This is a genomic window from Streptomyces sp. ATexAB-D23 (assembly GCF_000373645.1).
GTDB lineage: Bacteria > Actinomycetota > Actinomycetes > Streptomycetales > Streptomycetaceae > Streptomyces > Streptomyces castrisilvae.
The window spans coordinates 153,129-169,106 of the sequence record NZ_KB892003.1 but is presented as its reverse complement, the minus strand read 5'-3'; the positions used below and the strand labels follow the sequence as shown (position 1 = coordinate 169,106).

Below are 15,978 nucleotides of genomic sequence, written 5' to 3'. Positions count from 1 at the left end.
GCCGACGTGGCAGGTTCTGCCCCTGCGCCCTCCGGGACCAGAGCCCGGTGCTCTGCTGCTGAGCTACACGCCGATGCCGTGAAGGCTAGGTGCAGGGGCGAAGGTCGTACAAGCGAATTCTGTACCGCTCAGCCGCCTGGCCGGGTCTCGCCGTCCGGGCCGAAGCGGTGGGGGGCGAGCGACGTCAGCAGGGCGGTGACCACGAGGTCGGTCGAGGCGGCCATGTCCACCGAGCCGGGCGCGAGCAGCCACTGCACCTGGAGTCCGTCCATGACGGCGATGACGGCATTGGCGGCGTTCTCGGCCTTCTGCCTGTCCTCGTCGGGGAGTTCGCACGCCTCGCGGAGGGCGTCGGCGACGAACGCCCGCAGTCCGTCGTAGCGGTCTCGGAAGTAGTCCTGGGCCGGGTGGTCGTCCGTCACGGACTCGGCCGACAGGACGGCGTAGAGGCGGACGATCCCTTCGCGCTCGGCGTTGCGCAGCGCGGTGTCGACCAGGTGGCGCAGGAAGGCGAGGCCCTGTGGGCGGCCGGCGCCCAGCTGCTCGATGCCCGACTGGTCGCGGAGTTCGAGGACGCTGGTGAGCAGGAGCGCCTTGGACCGGAAGTAGTGCAGGACACCGGCCTGGGTCAGGCCGGCCCGGTCGGCGATCTCTGCGAGCGAGGCGTTGTTGTAGCCGCGGGCGGCGAAGGTGTCCATCGCGATGTGCAGGATGTCCCGCTGCCGCTGCTGGGCTTCCGGGCTTCGGGGCGTACGGGGCTTGGCCGTCCGGCCGGACCTGCCCGCTGACTGGTTGCTCACCGGGTCAGCTTAGACCGGCGTCCATGCCGGGCGGGCGGTGCGTCCGGGGCGCTGACCAGGGAGCCGTCGCAGCCCCGGGCGCCGGGCAGCAAAGCCGTACCGACTACTTACTAACCACTTAGTGAGTGTGCTTTCATGTCGCCGTCATCCCAAGGAGACACGCCCCGCAACGGCGCGAAGGGATGCGCCATGTCCTCCCCCCAGGTATGACCGAAGGAGAGCCGCACATGTCCCACAACAGTCCCCCGCGTCCCCGCGCACGCGCCGCCGGCGCCGCCCTGGCGATGGCCGTCGCGGCCATCGGCCTGGCCGGCAGCGGTACGGTCGCCCAGGCCGCCGATCCCACGGCCCAGGTATGGGTCACCACGCCCGACGGCGCGAAGAGGCTTTCCGCCGAGGGCACCGTCGCCTTCACCGGCTCACCGCAGAGCGTCGACATCCGGGTCGACGGCAACAGCAAGGGCCAGCGGTTCACCGGGGCGGGCGCCTCGGTGACCGGTGCGTCGGCCCATCTCATCCAGAGCCTGCCGCAGGACAAGCGCGACGCGCTGATGACCTCGCTGTTCTCGTCCGGTGGCGACGGAATCGGGCTCAGCTATCTGCGCCAGCCGCTCGGCAGCAGCGACTTCAACGCCGACAGCAGCCTCTACACGTACGAGGACAGCCCCGGGTCCTTCTCCATCGACCGGGACAAGGCCGAGATCATCCCGGTCCTGAAGCAGGCCACCTCCGTCAACCCGGCGATCCGCTTCATGGGCACCCCCTGGACGCCGCCCGCCTGGATGAAGACGAACAACGCGCTCAACGGCGGCAGCCTCAAGCCCGATAGCTATCAGGCGTACGCCGACTACCTGGTCAAGGCGATCCAGGCGTACGGGCAGCAGGGCATCACGCTGACGGACCTCACCGTGCAGAACGAACCCGAGTTCGCCGCCAGTTATCCGTCGATGACCATGACGGCCTCCCAGCAGGCCGACTTCTTCAAGGTGCTCGACCCCGCCCTCACCGCGGCGGGCCTGCCCACGAACCTCCTGGCCTTCGACCACAACTGGGACCACCCCGACTACCCGGTCGACGTGTTCAACGGGACACCGGGCATCAGCCGGGTGATCGGGGCCGCCTTCCACTGCTACGGCGGTTCCCCCTCCGCGCAGCAGCAGGTCGTCGACGCCGGCAAGCGGGTCTTCTTCACCGAGTGCTCCGGCACCGAGAGCGACAACCGGTCCACCACGTTCGCCGACACCCTCAAGTGGCACGCCGAGAACCTCGTCGTGCAGAACATGCGCAACGGCGGCGAGACCGTCGTCGACTGGAACCTCGCCCTCGACCAGAACGGCGGCCCCCACCAGGGTGGTTGCGCGGACCGTTGCAACGGTGTCGTGGAGATCGCGAACGGCAACGTGACGCGCAACGCCGAGTACTACGTGCTCGGGCACGTCAGCAAGTTCGTCCAGCCCGGCGCCACCCGCATCGGCTCCACCAGCCAGGGCAACGGCGGCGTGGAGAACGTCGCCTTCCAGAACCCGGACGGCACCCGCGCCGCGTACGTCGTCAACACGGCCTCGGACGCCCAGCAGTTCTCGCTGACCGACAACGGCAGGTCCCTCGTCCACACCCTGCCCGCGGGCGCGGTCGCCACCTTCGTGTGGAACGGCACCGACGGCGGGACCACCGAGCCGCCCGGCGACGGCTCCATCGACTCGGCCGCCTGGTACCGGGTCAAGAACGGCAACAGCGGCGCCTGCCTCGACGCGGCCGACTGGGGTACCGCCGACGGCACCGCGCTCCAGCAGTGGAGCTGCGGCGACGGGGCCAACCAGAGCTGGCAGTTCCGACCCGCTGGGGACGGCACCTACCAGGTCGTCAACCAGCACAACACCAAGGTCTGGGACGTCGACGGGGGCCCCGGCGCCACCGCCGCGGGCACCCGGGTGCACCTGTGGTCGTACGTGGGCGGCACCAACCAGCAGTGGAGCGCGGAGCCCTCCGGCGCGGCCGGCACGTACCGCTTCGTCGCCCGCAACAGCGGCAAGTGCCTGTCCGTGGACGGCGCGTCCACCGCCAATGGGGCCCGGCTGTCGCAGCAGCAGTGCGACGGATCGCCGGCCCAGACGTTCTCGCTGGAGCACTGACACCGCCGACGCCACCGGCCCTTTCGCATCGCGCTCGCGCGGTGCGAAAGGGCCCTGGCCGTCAGCCGAGGCCGCGGTGTCCTGCCCACATCTCACCGGCTCGGGCGGCGGCCGCGGCGACCAGGGCCGCCAGTTCGGGCCGGCCGGGCACCGGGAACGAGACGTACGCGCCCCGGCCGCCCTCCACCGGCCGGCCGTACGCCTTCGCGGCGAGGTGACCGTCGGGGAGAAGCCGGACGTTGAGCGTGGTCAGCCGGAACGTCGTACCGCGCCGGGTGTCCGTCCATCGGAGCGCCTCCGGGATGGTGATGTTGACCGCCAACGCGCTTACTTCCACCTCGCTGCTCATGGACGGATGATCCCACGCGGGTCGCGGGAGGCGGCCTCTCCCGGAGAGGGGCACGTCTTCGGCCGATGGGCCCGTTAGCGCCGGGGCGCGCGGCGCATTGACTGTGCCGCACATGCTCCACAGGAGCTTCGCACGCCCTACCGGCGCCCATAAAGCAGTGGAAATGATGAGCACACCGGCACGTGAATCAGGTGATCCGCACCCCCCTGTCCTTCGGTCAGGCGGAGATGCGGCGGAAGGAGCCCACGGTGTTGCTTCTCATCTCTCCGGACAGCGTCGAAGAAGCCCTCGACTGCGCGAAGGCCGCGGAGTATCTCGACATCGTCGACGTGAAGAAGCCCGACGAAGGGTCGCTCGGCGCCAACTTTCCCTGGGTCATCAGAGAGATCCGTGACGCGGTCCCGGCAGCCAAACCGGTGTCCGCGACCGTGGGCGATGTCCCCTACAAGCCCGGCACGGTGGCTCAGGCGGCGCTCGGCGCCGTCGTCTCCGGAGCCACGTACATCAAGGTCGGCCTCTACGGGTGCACCACGCCCGATCAGGGCATCGAGGTCATGCGCGCGGTCGTCAGGGCCGTGAAGGACCACCGGCCCGAAGCGCTCGTCGTCGCCTCCGGGTATGCCGACGCCCACCGCGTCGGCTGCGTCAACCCGCTCGCCCTCCCCGACATCGCCGCCCGGTCCGGTGCCGACGCGGCGATGCTCGACACCGCCGTCAAGGACGGGACGCGACTGTTCGACCACGTTCCGCCGGACGTCTGCGCCGAGTTCGTACGGCTGGCCCACGGGTCCGGTCTGCTCGCCGCCCTCGCGGGCAGTGTGAAACAGGCCGACCTCGCACCGCTGACCCGGATCGGAACGGACATCGTGGGCGTACGCGGAGCGGTCTGCGAGGGCGGCGACCGCAATGCGGGAAGGATTCAGCCCCCTCTGGTGGCCGCCTTCCGGGCGGAGATGGACCGGCAGGCCCGGGAGCACTCCGCCACCCTGCCCGTCGGCTGACCGCCGGCATGCCGACTTCCCATCCGGCCGGTCCGGGCCGCGCGCCCGGACGCGGGTCCGCGCGCTTCCCCGTCCTCGACCCGGCCACCGGGGAGACCATCGACGAGGCCCCCGACCAGCACCCGGACGAGCTGGACGCCGTGGTCGACCGGGCCCACCGGGCCTGGCACGGCTGGCGCGCCGACGCCGCCGCACGGACCCGTGCGCTGCTCCGGGCGGCCGAGGCCGTGGAGGCCGCCGGCGACGGCCTCGCCCGGCTGCTCACCCGGGAACAGGGCAAACCGTTGGCCGAGTCGTACGCGGAGATCGCGCGCACATCTGCGCGGCTGCGCTACTTCGCGGACCTGGTCCCAAGGACGCGGCGGATCAGCGACGGCCGGCCCGTGCGCAGCGAGATCCGCTGGCGTCCGCTCGGTCCGGTCGCCGCGATCGTGCCGTGGAACTTCCCCCTCCAGCTCGCGTCGGCGAAGTTCGCTCCCGCGCTCGCGGCGGGCAACACCGTCGTCCTCAAACCCTCCCCGTTCACTCCTCTCGCCACCCGGCTGCTGGGTTCCGTCCTCGCCGCCGCCCTGCCCGAGGACGTACTGACCGTCGTCACCGGCCGTGAACCGCTCGGTGCCCGTCTCGTGTCGCACCCGGGCATCCGGCACGTCACCTTCACCGGCTCGGTGCCCACCGGGCGGGCCGTCGCCGCCGGGGCGGCCGTGTCGCTCGCCCGGGTCACTCTGGAGCTCGGCGGCAACGACGCCGCCGTCCTGCTGGACGACGTCGACGTGGAGCGGATCGCGGACCGGCTGTTCTGGGCCGCGTTCCGCAACTGCGGGCAGGTCTGCATGGCGGTCAAGCGGGTGTACGTCCCCGCCCGGCTCCACGCCGACGTGGTCGAAGCGCTCGCCGGGCGGGCGAAAGCGGTTGTCGTGGGAAACGGGCTCGACCCGGACACCCGGCTGGGCCCGGTCAGCAACGCGCCCCAGCTGGCCCGGGTCGAACAGGTCACCCGGCAGGCCGTGGCGGAAGGTGCCCGCGCGGCGGCCGGCGGCCACCGGCTGGACGGTCCGGGCCACTTCTTCGCTCCCACGATCCTCACCGACGTCTCCCCCGGCAGCGAGGTGGTGACCGGGGAACAGTTCGGCCCTGTCCTGCCCGTGCTGCCGTACCGGAGTCTCGACGAAGCCGTGGACGCGGCCAACGGCACCGGGTTCGGGCTGGGCGGCTCCGTGTGGGGCACCGACCCCGACCGTGCCGAGGCGGTGGCCGAGCGCCTCGAATGCGGCACGGCCTGGGTCAACCACCATGCCGAGCTGTCCCTCGCCCAGCCCTTCGCCGGCATCGGGGACAGCGGTGTCGGCGTCGCGGGCGGACCGTGGGGTCTGTACGGCAACCTCCGGCCGTTCGTCGTCCACCGCCCGGAGCGAACATGACGACGCGTTTCCGGGCGGCCGTGCTCCGCTCGTACGAAGGCCCCTTCGCGGTCGAGGAGGTGGCCCTCGGTACGGAGCCCGCCGCCGGCGAGATCCTGGTCGAGATCGCGGGCTGCGGGATGTGCCGGACCGATCTGGCCGTCCGGCGGTCGGCCGGCCGCAGCCCGTTGCCCGCGGTCCTCGGTCACGAGGGGGCCGGGGTCGTGGTGCGCACGGGCGGCGGCCCTGACGCCTCGGTCGGCGTCGGCGACCACGTCGTGCTGAGCTTCGACTCCTGCGGGCACTGCCGCAACTGCCTGGGCGCCGCCCCCGCGTACTGCGACTCCTTCGCCCGGCTCAACCTCTTCGGGGGCCGCGAGGAGGACGCGCCCCGGCTCACCGACACGGCCGGCCGGGCCCTGGCCCCGCGCTGGTTCGGCCAGTCCTCGTTCGCCCAGTACGCGCTGGTCCCGGCCCGCAACGCCGTCCGGGTCGACCCAGCGCTCCCCCTCGAACTGCTCGGACCGCTCGGCTGCGGCTTCCTCACCGGGGCCGGGGCCGTGCTGAACACCTTCCGTGCCGGCCCCGGTGACACGCTGGTGGTCCTCGGCGCGGGGGCGGTGGGACTGGCCGCCGTGATGGCCGCCGGAGCCGGCGGCGCGTCGGCCGTGGCCGTGGACCGGCATCCGCGACGGCTCGCTCTGGCGGAACGATTCGGCGCGGTCGCGCTGCACGCCGACGAGGCGGGGCTGCCCGAGCGGATCCGGCGGCTGACCGGCGGCGGCGCGCGGTACGCGCTGGACACGACGGCGTCGCCCCCGCTCATCAACGACGCGCTCCGCGCCCTGTGCCCCACCGGCACGCTCGGCCTGGTGGCGCGGCTGCACACCCCGCTGCCGCTCGAACCGGGAACGCTGGACCGGGGCCGCGGCATCCGCCACATCTGCGAAGGGGACGCCGTACCCGGGCTGCTGATACCCGTGCTGACCGGGTTGTGGCAGGCCGGACGCTTCCCCTTCGACCAGCTGATCCGCACCTACCCACTGGCCGACATCAACGAGGCCGAACGCGACTGCGACGCGGGCCGCGTCGTCAAACCCGTCCTGCTCCCGGAGGGAAGAAGCCGATGAACGAGGCGATCAGCACCACGGACTCACCGCAGCCCGACCGCGATCCCGGCGCGGACATGGCCGGCGGCCCGGCGCCGGGGAACGCGGATGCGGGAGGAGTCGACGGGGGCGTGGGTCTCACCGCGCTCCTGGTGGCCGCGGCGCGGGCGATCGAGACCCACCGGCACGACAGCCTGGCTCAGGACGTCTACGCGGAACACTTCGTGCGCGCGGCGCCGGCGTGCGCGGACTGGCCGGTGCGGATCGAGCAGGTGCCGGACGGGGACCGCAACGCGTTGTGGGGGCGGTTCGCCCGCTACTTCGGCCTGCGCACCAGGGTCCTGGACGACTTCCTCCTCGGGGCCGTCGGTGCGGGAACCCGCCAGGTGGTGCTGCTGGGAGCGGGGCTGGACACGCGGGCCTTCCGGCTGGGCTGGGCGTCGGACTGCGCGGTCTTCGAGGTCGACCGGGCGGGTGTGCTGGACTTCAAGCACCGGGTGCTCACGGGCCTGCCGGCCGCCCCGAAGGTGAAGCGCGTGCCCGTTGCGGTGGATCTGCGTGACGACTGGGTCACCGCGCTGACCTCGGCGGGCTTCGATCCGGCCGCGCCGAGCGTCTGGCTGGCCGAGGGGCTGCTCTTCTACCTGCCGAGCGCCGTCGAGACAGCTCTCGTCGACACCGTGGACCGGTTGACCGTGAGCGGCAGCGCGCTGGCCTTCGAAGCGAAACTGGAGGCGGATCTGCTGGCCTACCGGGACAGTGCGATCTACACGGCGACGCGGGAGGAGATCGGCATCGACCTGCTCCGCCTCTTCGACAAGGGACCGCGGCCCGACTCGGCGGGCGACCTCACGGCCAGGGGCTGGTCCGCGTCGGTGCACACCCCGTTCGACTTCACCCGCGCACACGGACGCGGCCCGCTCCCCGAGCCGGACGACGCGCTGGAAGGGAACCGGTGGGTGTTCGCGCACAAGCTCCGGCAGTGACGCACCTGCGGCGCACGACCACCCTCCGCGCCTTCGGATCAGGGCACGGTCATCGGGCGCCGGGGGTGCCCGGTGCCGTCGTCGTCGCGCCTGGGCGCACGTGCAGGCCGAAGCCGGTCCGGCCGGCCGGCTCCACGCCCTCCTTCAGGCGCAGGGAGGGGATCTCGTAGTCGCCGAAGTTCTGCCGGCGGAACGGGATCGGTTCGGTCGCCTCCAGAGTGCGCAGGCGCTGCTCCCAGGCCTCGGCCGCCGCCGGGTAGTCGTCGGCGGTCATCCGGTCGGTGCCGTACAGCACGAACGGAGGCAGTACGTCGAGTCCCGGGTAGTGGAGGATGCCGTGCTGGATCGGGAAGAGCAGGTCCTCGACGGGTCCGTTGATGCCGCGGGCGCCATAGTGCGGTTCCAGGCCGCCGATGGTCACCGACAGCAGGGCCCGCCTGCCCGCTAGGGTGCCCTCGCCGTAGCGCTCGCCGTACTTGGTGTCGCTGTGCTCGCCGACGCCGTACGCGAAGTGGTAGGTGAACACCCGGTCCACCCAGCCCTTCAGGATCGCGGGCATCGTGTACCACCACAGCGGGAACTGGAAGATGACGGTGTCGGCCCACAGCAGCTTCTCCTGCTCGTCGCGTACGTCCGCGGTGAGCGTCCCGGCGTCGAAGGCGCGGCCGGAGTCGCGGGCCACCCTCAGCGGGTCCGAGGCGTCGGGGCCGTAGTCCGTGGCGTCGACGACCGCCTTCCAGTTCATCGCGTACAGGTCGCTCACCCGCACCTCGTGCCCGGCTGCCTCCAGGGTGGACACCGCGAGGTCCTTCAGCGAGCCGTTCAGCGACTTCGGCTCGGGGTGGGCGTGGACGATCAGCGTCTTCACGGGGAACTCCTCGGGATCGGTTGCTCTCGATCCTGGGGCCCACGGCGTACGGCGTTCAGGGACGCTTCTTCCGTAGGGCGGGACTTCCTGGTATCGGCAGGGCCACCTTCGCGGGGCCCGGCCGAGGCCATACTGGGAGGCATGGACGATCTGGCGGGATTCCTGCGGACCCGGCGTTCCAGGGTCGACCCGGCCTCCGCCGGCATCGCCGTCGACAGCCGGCGGCGGGTGGACGGCCTGCGCCGCGAGGAGGTCGCGCACCTGTCGGGGGTCAGCGTCGACTACTACGTACGCCTGGAGCAGGGCCGGGCGAACAAGCCCTCCGAGCAGGTCCTGGACGCGCTCGCCCGTGTCCTCGGCCTCGACGAGATCGAGCGCGAGCATCTCTACCGGCTGGCCAGACAACGCCGTCCGCGTGCGAGGACGCCCGGCGGGCGGGTCCGGCCGGAGCTGCTGCGCGTCCTGGATCTGGTGACCGGCGCGCCCGCGATGATCATGGACCACCGCATGGACGTACTCGCAGGCAACCGTCTCGCCGGGCTGCTGTACGGGCGGCCGGTGCCGGGGCTGAACACCGCCCGGCACCTCTTCATGGAGGAGACCGACCGCGGTCTGTACGCGGAGTGGGAGCAGTGCACGCTGGACGCGGTCGGGCATTTACGGCTGGCCGCCGGCAAGTACCCCGACGACACGCGCCTGGCCTCGCTGATCGGCGAGTTGGCGATGGGCAGCGAGCGCTTCCGCCGCCTGTGGGCGCGTGCGGACGTCCGCGCCCGCACGCATGGACGCAAGGTGTACCGGCACCCACTGGTCGGGCTGCTGGAGCTGCACCAGGAGAACTTCGCGCTTCCGGACGGCTCGGGCCGCGAGATGCTGGTGCTGTCCGCGGCCGCCGGCAGCCCCGCCGAGGACGGGCTGCGTCTGCTGGCCGGGCTCTGGGCGGACACGAAGAGCGCCGAGGCGCACACGGAGCCCCCGGTCGACGCGGGGACCCGCGAGCAGCCCGGTACGCGGCGCGGGGTCGGGCCACCGGCACGGCGGTCCTGACGGGCGGCACACTCCGCTCCTCACCGTGCGTCAGTGTCCTGCCGGCGCGGACGCGAAGATCCACCGGTTGGCGGCCGGCGTGTCGTTGTTCTGCGGGAGAGGGCCGCGGCCGTACTCCCGGGTGAAGTCGAACGGTGTGCGGACGGTCGTGGTCCATCCCCGGGCGGTGAGGCCGGCCGCCGAATCGGGCCGGGGCTCCCGGTTGAAGAGGGCGGACAGGTCGACGCCGATCCGTTCGCGCACCACCGTGTGCAGGGGGTGGTCGACGGTGTCCGCGGCCGGCTTCTCCGGGTGCTTCACCTCGTAGGCCAGGGCGCTGCCCGCCGCGCTGTGCGCGACGACGGTGTCGATCAGGGCGCGCTCCGCGGTGGGTGGCAGGTACGGAAGCAGCCCTTCGGCCACCCAGCTGGTGGGGCCCCGGGGTCGAACCCGGCCGCGATCAGCCGCTCGATCCAGGCGTGGCGCATATCCGCCGCGAGCGCGTGCCGTTGGACCGGCGGTACGGCGCCCAGCGCGTCCAGGACGGTCCGTTTGAAGGCGAGGACCTCCGCCCGGTCGATCTCGAAGACCGTGCAGCCGGGCGGCCGGGCCAGCCGGTAGGCGCGGGAGTCGAGACCGGCGCCCAGGATGACGGCCTGCCGGGTTCCCGCCGCCGCCCGGTCCAGCAGGAAGTCGTCGAAGACCCGGGTGCGCAGGGCGAAGAAACGGCCCAGTCGGCGCCCCTGCCGGCGGCCTTGTCCCCGTCCCGTCCTTCCGCATGCGCCACTCGGCATCCCCTCGAAAGGTGCACATGTTCACAGAACCACCCCGTGAACTCCCGGACGGACCCTATGATCCCAGCGACAGCGGGCCTCGGGCCGCATCCGGCCCGCTCTTTGTGCGCTCAATACCTTTCGGGAGTTGTGGTGGCGGATCTCGCGGAGTCGGTCGAATCGATGGAGCAGCTCTCCGTGGCCTGGCGGACGATGGTGCTCGACCGGGACGCGGGCGCGGACGTGCGGGACCTGCCCGGGATCGCTGTCCGCTGGGCCGACTGCGGCTTCGCGTTCTGGAACTGCGTCACGCTGACCGATGTCGGCGCGGACGCGCTCCTCGTCGGCCGGCGGATGGGGCAGGCGGCGGACATCATGCGGGCGAAGAGGCGGCCCGGCTTCCTGTGGGTCTTCGAGGACGTCCTCCATGAGGAGGGGCGAGCGGCCCTTGACGATGCGGCCGAGCGGGCGGGGCTGGCGTACGCCTTTCCCGGCACGGGTATGGCCGGAAACCTGTTCCCACTGCCCGAACCGGCCCATCCCGAGCTGGAGTTCGTGCGGGTGAGCAGTGACGAGCAGCTGCTCGCCTACGCCGACCTCAACTCGCGCGCCTACGGGTTCCCCCTGGAGGCGGGCCGCGACGGGATCGCGGGGTCCTCGCTGTGGAAGAGCGGGGTGCACGCCTACCTGGGACTGCGGCAGGGCGTACCCGTGACGTGTGCGGCGACCGTGGAGGCACAGGGCCGTCTCTTCGTGGTGCTCGTCGCCACCGATCCGCGGTGGGAGCGCCGGGGGTACGGGGAGGCGGTGACGCGCAAGGCGCTGTACGAGGGTGCCAGGGCGACCGGCCTGACCCGTGCCACGCTGCACGCGACCGCCGCGGGGGCGCCGGTGTATCCGCGGATCGGCTTCACCCCCAATTCGGCCATGCGCTTCTACGGCCTGAAGGAGTGACGCCGGTCCCGGGCCGCGTGTGCGGTCGGCCGGACCGGCTCCCGGGTGCGGTCAGGGGCGCAGTGCCTGGAGGGTCAGTTCGCCGTACCGGCGCCAGAGTGCGGGGTCCCGGTCGGCGATCCTGATCAGCTGGACGGCGAGGCCGCAGAGCACGATGCGCAGATCGAGCACCGAGGCGTCAGCCCGGACCTTCCCGGTGGCCTTGGCCGCCTCCATCAGCTCCGACAGCTGGATCAGCAGTCCGGAGCCGTTCCGGACGCCGGCGTCGGCGAGGACCTCCGACAGCAGCCGGTCCCCGGCGAGCGCCTCGAAGAGGCGGAGCACGTAGTCGGCGAAGGCCCGGTACGGGTCCGCCTCGCTCAGCGCGGCGGCCGTCACCCGCTCCAGCTCCGTCAGCCGGTGGTTCACGGCGGCCGCGACGAGGTCGTCCTTGGTGGGGTAGCTGCGGTAGACGGTCGCCTTGCCCACGTCGGCGCGCTCGGCGATCTGCGGAACGGTGCCCTGGAGGCCGGATTCCTGGAAGACGTCGAGCGCCGCCGCGAAGACCCGCTCGTGGTTGCGGCGGGCGTCGGCCCTGCGCAAGGGCGTACCCGACGCACCGGGGCGGGGACTCGTCTCTGCGGAACTCACCCGCCCATTGTGCCCGTTCCCGCTTCGCGGCAGCCGTCGGGCCCCGTCTGTTCGGGCCCGGTGGAAAGCCGGCGGAAATGCGTCGCGCGGCGGGGAACCACCCACGGTCCGGACCCGTTTACGCTGTGAACACCAAGTGGACCCTTGGGTCCGCATAGGTCCACGGTCTCTTTCGGCCCGCGCACGACGGAGGTTTCGCATGATCAACAGGCGCAGTTTCGGCACGGCCGTCGGTCTCGGCACCGGCGCGGCAGCCGCTTCCATGGCTGCCGGGCTCCGGACAGCACCGGCCGCCTCGGCCGTCTCACGGACGGGAAGCGGGGCTCCGGCGCCGGCGGTGCGCCCGACGACTGCCGGCGGCCACACGTCCTTCGGCGAGCTGAAGCACGTCAGGGCAGGTCTGCTGAACGTGGGCTACGCCGAGGCAGGACCGGCCCACGGCCCCGTGGTCATCTGTCTGCACGGCTGGCCCTACGACATCCACAGCTACGTCGATGTGGCGCCCCTCCTCGCCTCCCAGGGGTACCGAGTGATCGTCCCCTACCTGCGCGGCCACGGCTCGACGCGCTTCCTTTCCTCCCGTACCTTCCGCAACGCCCAGCAGTCGGCGGTCGCCCTCGACATCATCGCGCTGATGGACGCGCTCAAGATCGAGAAGGCCGTGCTGGCCGGCTTCGACTGGGGGTCGCGCACCGCCGACATCATGGCGGTCCTGTGGCCCGAGCGCGTCAAGGCGCTCGTATCGGTGAGCGGATACCTCATCACCGATGTGGAGGCCCAGAAGACCCCTCTGGCCCCAAAGGCGGAGCACACCTGGTGGTATCAGTACTACTTCGCCACGGAGCGGGGGCGCAGCGCCATGAAGGACGAGAAGACCCGGCCCGAGCTGTGCCGGCTGGTCTGGGACACCGTGTCCCCGACCTGGGACTTCGACGACGCCACATTCGCGCGCACGGCCGCGGCCTTCGAGAACCCCGACTACGCGGACATCGTGATCCACAACTACCGCTGGCGGCTCGGCCTCGCCGACGGTGAGCGCCGTTACGACCGTTACGAACGGGTGCTGTTCACGATGCCGACGATCGCCGTCCCCACCATCACGCTCGACGCCGACCAGGACCCGTTCGCCCCGACGGATGACGGGACTTCCTACCGTCACCAGTTCACCGGCCCGTACGACCACCGCACGCTGGCGGGCATCGGCCACAACGTCCCGCAGGAGGCACCCGACGCCTTCGCCCGAGCCGTGACGGACGTGGACCGCTTCTGACACGGAACTGTCGCGAAGGAGGCCACGAATCGAAGCCCGGACGGCCCGTCCAACCGTGTGAGGCGGCGGGCACGACCGCTCGCCGGCCAGCACCGGGAGCAGCGGGAGTTCGGCGACCGCGGTGGTGGCGGCGGGCCTCGTCGCGACGGGAGCGGGCGCGCTGGGCTTCACCGCGATACGTCGCCGCCGCGGCCGGGGTTGAGCGCCGGCACCCGGGGGTGCCTGTGTGCCCGCCCCGTCGCGAGGCCCCCGGGGCGGGCGGGCCGTCTCTCCCCCGCTGCCGGGCTGCCGCGCGCGACGGCGCGGAGACCTGGACGCGATCCGTCCGAGGAGCCTAGGCTCGGACCGCTTTCACATCCGTATCTCCTACCGAAACCATTTCGACCGACCACTGCTCGGTGACGGAGCCGGCGTGGGGTGCGCGTCCCCGCTCCACGCCGACACTGGACGGTTCCAGGCGATGACCACGGGTCGGCATGTCAGGACGCCGACGACCCCGGGTGGTCCGCCCCGCCGGGCAGCGAAAGGGACGCGCCGTGTCATCGGCGACCTATCGCACGCTGCTGCGCACCCGGGGTGCCGCGGCCTTCTTCCTCACCGCCACCGCGGGCCGCACGGGCATCGCCATGACGAGCCTCGGCATCGTCTGGCTGGTGCACGACCGCACCGGCTCCTACACCGTGGCCGGACTGGTCACCGGTTGCTTCGCCGTCACCGAGGCATGCGTCGGGCCCCAACTCGCCCGGCTGATCGACCGGTTCGGCCAGACCCGGGTGCTGCCACCCGCGCTCCTGGCGCACGCGGCCGCGGTGGCGTCGCTGCTGGCCCTGGCCGGGACCGGCGGTCCGCACGGGCTGCTGGCGGTGGCCGGAGCGCTGGTGGGGGCGACGATCCCGCAACTGGGGGCGCTGTCGGCGGCCCGCTGGACGGCTCTGCTCAGCGGCCGGCGGGCCGAGGCGCTGCCCACCGCTTTCGCCCTGGAATCGCTGGCCAACGGGGTCTGCTACCTGGCCGGACCGGCCCTCGTCGCCGGGGTCGGGGCGGGGCTCGATCCGGCGTACGGCATGGGCCTCGCCACGGCGCTGGTGGTGGGTGGCGGACTTGCCTTCGCCGCCCAGCGCCGCACAGCGCCCGGGGCGGCGGGCGACACCGAGCGCAGGCACGCGGGCCGTTCGTTGCTGCGGCCGGCCTTCGCCGCACAGTTCGGGGTGAACCTCGGCCTCGGGGTGTACTTCGGCGCGACGCAGGTCTCGGTGACGGCCTTCGCGGTGGAGCACGGGGCGGCGCAGGCGGCAGCGCCGCTCTACGCGGTGTCGAACTGCGCCGGCCTGCTGGCGGGCTGGCTCTACGGGCTGCGCCGGTGGCGTGCCGCGCCGCGGATACAACTGGCCTTCGCGGCGGCGGGGCTGGCGGTGTGCTGTCTGCCGGTGCTCGCCGCCGACTCCTTCGCGGGCCTGGGTCTCGCGCTTGCGGCCACCGGGCTGGCGGTCCCGCCGATCCTGGTTCTCTCCTCGGTGCTCACCACGGCGTCGGTGAGTCCGGCCGCTCTGACCCAGGCGTTCACCTGGCTGAACTCGGCGAGTGCCGCGGGAGCGGCCGGGGCCGCGGCGGTGGCGGGGCACACGGTGGACACGTACGGGGCACAGGGCGGCTTCACGGTCGCTGCCGCGGCCACCGCGGCGATGGCGGTACTGGCCGCGGCGCACGCGGGCGCGGCGCGGGGCGTGGGCGGTTCTCGCAGCCGTACGTGACGCGTCCGGTCCCCGGCATCGGGATGCCGGGGACCGGGCCGGTCCGGATCGTGCGGGGTCAGGAGGCGATGAAGCGCGCGACCTGGCCCAGCACGACCGTGTCCGCCAGATACCCGATGTGGGTCTGGCAGATCACGTTGTTGTTCGTCGCGCCGTCCAGCCGGGTGCTGGTGTAGGGGAGGATGATGCCGTCGCACGCCGAGTACCAGGTGGCGTACTTGGTGTCGCCCGGTGTCTCGTCACCGGAGGTGATCTGGGAGATGAACGAGGAGCCGGGGTACATCTGCTGGCAGGTCGTGTAGATCAGGCACGCGCCGGCGTAGGTGGTGCCGTGGTTCGCGCCGGCGATCGAGGCCAGGTGGCTGACGCTGGTGTTGCCGCCCAGCACCTTCAGGTAGTACTGGCTGACGAGGCCGCCCATGGAGTGGTTGACGATCGCGACCTTGCTCGCACCGGTCCTGGACTTCACGTCGTTGACGAAGGTGGCCAGGCCCTGGGCGTTGGTGATGTTGTTGCCGTAGGAGTTGTACTCGTAGGCGAAGAGGTTGGAGCTGGACCAGCCGTTGAGCCGGAAGACGCTCATCGCGGTGACCCAGTTGGAGGCGCTCCCGGTGTATCCGTGGACGAAGACGACCGGGGTGCTGGTCGACAGGGGCTGAACGGCGGCCGTGGTGGCCGGGGCGGCCGGCTCGGCGGCACCGGCCGCGGACGCCGGGGAGAACAGGGTGAACGCGACCGTGAGGGCCGCGAGGATGCCGAGAAGCCGGCGCGGTGAACGACGACGCATGGAGCACTCCTGAGGGGGACGCGGGGATGTGGATGCCTGCCCGGACAAGGTTCGGGGCCGCAGGGGCCCTCGCCATCGGTGAATTCACCGGCCTTCGCGACGGACCCCGCGCCCCGGTCCGGCCCGCGCCCCGCAGCAGTGG

At 72.2% G+C, this 15,978-nt stretch carries 16 protein-coding genes and 1 tRNA gene; 9 read left to right on the top strand and 8 right to left on the bottom strand.

Going from position 1 to position 15,978, the window contains the following annotated elements:
* Nucleotide 1 precedes the first annotated feature (1 nt).
* Both B082_RS0105555 and B082_RS0105550 read right to left on the bottom strand, forming a co-directional pair.
* Nucleotides 2-73: transfer RNA gene (locus tag B082_RS0105555), tRNA-Gln, on the bottom strand.
* Between the two features lie 55 nt (nt 74-128).
* A complete protein-coding gene (locus B082_RS0105550; protein ID WP_267885829.1) occupies nt 129-800 on the bottom strand; it encodes a TetR/AcrR family transcriptional regulator in 672 nt (223 codons plus the stop codon).
* Between the two features lie 227 nt (nt 801-1,027).
* Between B082_RS0105550 and B082_RS0105545 the strand changes: the two genes are divergently transcribed.
* Nucleotides 1,028-2,932, top strand: coding sequence for an RICIN domain-containing protein (locus tag B082_RS0105545; protein WP_018550812.1), 1,905 nt, complete (start codon nt 1,028-1,030; stop codon nt 2,930-2,932).
* A 61-nt stretch (nt 2,933-2,993) separates the two neighbouring features.
* On the opposite strand, the gene B082_RS0105540 is transcribed toward B082_RS0105545, so the two are convergent.
* A complete protein-coding gene (locus tag B082_RS0105540; protein WP_026249453.1) occupies nt 2,994-3,281 on the bottom strand; it encodes a hypothetical protein in 288 nt (95 codons plus the stop codon).
* 248 nt (nt 3,282-3,529) lie between these two features.
* On the opposite strand from B082_RS0105540, the gene B082_RS0105535 reads away from it, so the two are divergent.
* The 4 genes from B082_RS0105535 to B082_RS0105520 are packed head-to-tail and all read left to right on the top strand — an operon-like array spanning nt 3,530 to nt 7,777.
* A complete protein-coding gene (locus B082_RS0105535; protein ID WP_026249452.1) occupies nt 3,530-4,282 on the top strand; it encodes a (5-formylfuran-3-yl)methyl phosphate synthase in 753 nt (250 codons plus the stop codon).
* Between the two features lie 8 nt (nt 4,283-4,290).
* Complete coding sequence (locus B082_RS0105530; protein ID WP_018550809.1) at nt 4,291-5,703, top strand: aldehyde dehydrogenase family protein; 1,413 nt, start codon at nt 4,291-4,293, stop codon at nt 5,701-5,703.
* On the top strand, nt 5,700-6,812 hold the full coding sequence (locus B082_RS0105525; protein ID WP_018550808.1) for an NAD(P)-dependent alcohol dehydrogenase: 1,113 nt from the start codon (nt 5,700-5,702) through the stop codon (nt 6,810-6,812). The genes B082_RS0105530 and B082_RS0105525 overlap by 4 nt, the downstream gene beginning before the upstream one ends.
* A 56-nt stretch (nt 6,813-6,868) precedes the next feature.
* Nucleotides 6,869-7,777: an SAM-dependent methyltransferase gene (locus tag B082_RS0105520; RefSeq protein ID WP_026249450.1), complete on the top strand. Its 909-nt coding sequence runs from the start codon at nt 6,869-6,871 to the stop codon at nt 7,775-7,777.
* 49 nt (nt 7,778-7,826) lie between these two features.
* Here B082_RS0105520 and B082_RS35645 read toward each other — a convergent pair whose 3' ends face one another.
* The gene (locus tag B082_RS35645) at nt 7,827-8,645 is read right to left on the bottom strand and encodes an NAD(P)H-dependent oxidoreductase (protein ID WP_018550806.1); all 819 of its coding nucleotides are present in this window, start codon (nt 8,643-8,645) and stop codon (nt 7,827-7,829) included.
* Between the two features lie 141 nt (nt 8,646-8,786).
* Between B082_RS35645 and B082_RS0105510 the strand changes: the two genes are divergently transcribed.
* Entirely contained in the window at nt 8,787-9,692 is a 906-nt protein-coding gene (locus B082_RS0105510) for a helix-turn-helix transcriptional regulator (protein ID WP_018550805.1), read from the top strand.
* A gap of 30 nt (nt 9,693-9,722) precedes the next feature.
* Here B082_RS0105510 and B082_RS40365 read toward each other — a convergent pair whose 3' ends face one another.
* Both B082_RS40365 and B082_RS40360 read right to left on the bottom strand, forming a co-directional pair.
* Nucleotides 9,723-10,094 carry a hypothetical protein gene (locus tag B082_RS40365; protein WP_051094582.1) on the bottom strand — a complete coding sequence of 124 codons (372 nt, stop codon included), beginning with the start codon at nt 10,092-10,094 and terminating at the stop codon, nt 9,723-9,725.
* Entirely contained in the window at nt 10,043-10,465 is a 423-nt protein-coding gene (locus B082_RS40360) for an SAM-dependent methyltransferase (RefSeq protein ID WP_051094581.1), read from the bottom strand. Before B082_RS40360 ends, B082_RS40365 begins: the two co-directional genes overlap by 52 nt.
* Before the next feature lie 132 nt (nt 10,466-10,597).
* On the opposite strand from B082_RS40360, the gene B082_RS0105500 reads away from it, so the two are divergent.
* Complete coding sequence (locus B082_RS0105500; protein ID WP_018550804.1) at nt 10,598-11,398, top strand: GNAT family N-acetyltransferase; 801 nt, start codon at nt 10,598-10,600, stop codon at nt 11,396-11,398.
* Between the two features lie 51 nt (nt 11,399-11,449).
* Here B082_RS0105500 and B082_RS0105495 read toward each other — a convergent pair whose 3' ends face one another.
* A complete protein-coding gene (locus tag B082_RS0105495; RefSeq protein ID WP_026249449.1) occupies nt 11,450-12,028 on the bottom strand; it encodes a TetR/AcrR family transcriptional regulator in 579 nt (192 codons plus the stop codon).
* A gap of 199 nt (nt 12,029-12,227) precedes the next feature.
* Here B082_RS0105495 and B082_RS0105490 point away from each other — a divergent pair, with 199 nt between their 5' ends.
* Both B082_RS0105490 and B082_RS0105485 read left to right on the top strand, forming a co-directional pair.
* Entirely contained in the window at nt 12,228-13,298 is a 1,071-nt protein-coding gene (locus B082_RS0105490) for an alpha/beta fold hydrolase (protein ID WP_018550802.1), read from the top strand.
* 536 nt (nt 13,299-13,834) lie between these two features.
* Nucleotides 13,835-15,049 carry an MFS transporter gene (locus B082_RS0105485; protein ID WP_018550801.1) on the top strand — a complete coding sequence of 405 codons (1,215 nt, stop codon included), beginning with the start codon at nt 13,835-13,837 and terminating at the stop codon, nt 15,047-15,049.
* Nucleotides 15,050-15,107: 58 nt separating this feature from the next.
* On the opposite strand, the gene B082_RS0105480 is transcribed toward B082_RS0105485, so the two are convergent.
* Nucleotides 15,108-15,836, bottom strand: a complete 729-nt coding sequence (locus B082_RS0105480) for an esterase/lipase family protein (RefSeq protein ID WP_018550800.1) — start codon at nt 15,834-15,836, stop codon at nt 15,108-15,110.
* Nucleotides 15,837-15,978 lie beyond the last annotated feature (142 nt).

Excerpts from the sequence above, each read along its gene's own strand:
- B082_RS0105545 (WP_018550812.1), top strand. The coding sequence starts at position 1,028 with ATGTCCCACAACAGTCCCCCGCGTCCCCGCGCACGCGCCGCCGGCGCC.
- B082_RS0105540 (WP_026249453.1), bottom strand. The coding sequence starts at position 3,281 with ATGAGCAGCGAGGTGGAAGTAAGCGCGTTGGCGGTCAACATCACCATC.
- B082_RS0105530 (WP_018550809.1), top strand. The coding sequence starts at position 4,291 with ATGCCGACTTCCCATCCGGCCGGTCCGGGCCGCGCGCCCGGACGCGGG.
- B082_RS0105525 (WP_018550808.1), top strand. The coding sequence starts at position 5,700 with ATGACGACGCGTTTCCGGGCGGCCGTGCTCCGCTCGTACGAAGGCCCC.
- B082_RS0105520 (WP_026249450.1), top strand. The coding sequence starts at position 6,869 with ATGGCCGGCGGCCCGGCGCCGGGGAACGCGGATGCGGGAGGAGTCGAC.
- B082_RS0105510 (WP_018550805.1), top strand. The coding sequence starts at position 8,787 with ATGGACGATCTGGCGGGATTCCTGCGGACCCGGCGTTCCAGGGTCGAC.
- B082_RS40360 (WP_051094581.1), bottom strand. The coding sequence starts at position 10,465 with ATGCCGAGTGGCGCATGCGGAAGGACGGGACGGGGACAAGGCCGCCGG.
- B082_RS0105490 (WP_018550802.1), top strand. The coding sequence starts at position 12,228 with ATGATCAACAGGCGCAGTTTCGGCACGGCCGTCGGTCTCGGCACCGGC.
- B082_RS0105480 (WP_018550800.1), bottom strand. The coding sequence starts at position 15,836 with ATGCGTCGTCGTTCACCGCGCCGGCTTCTCGGCATCCTCGCGGCCCTC.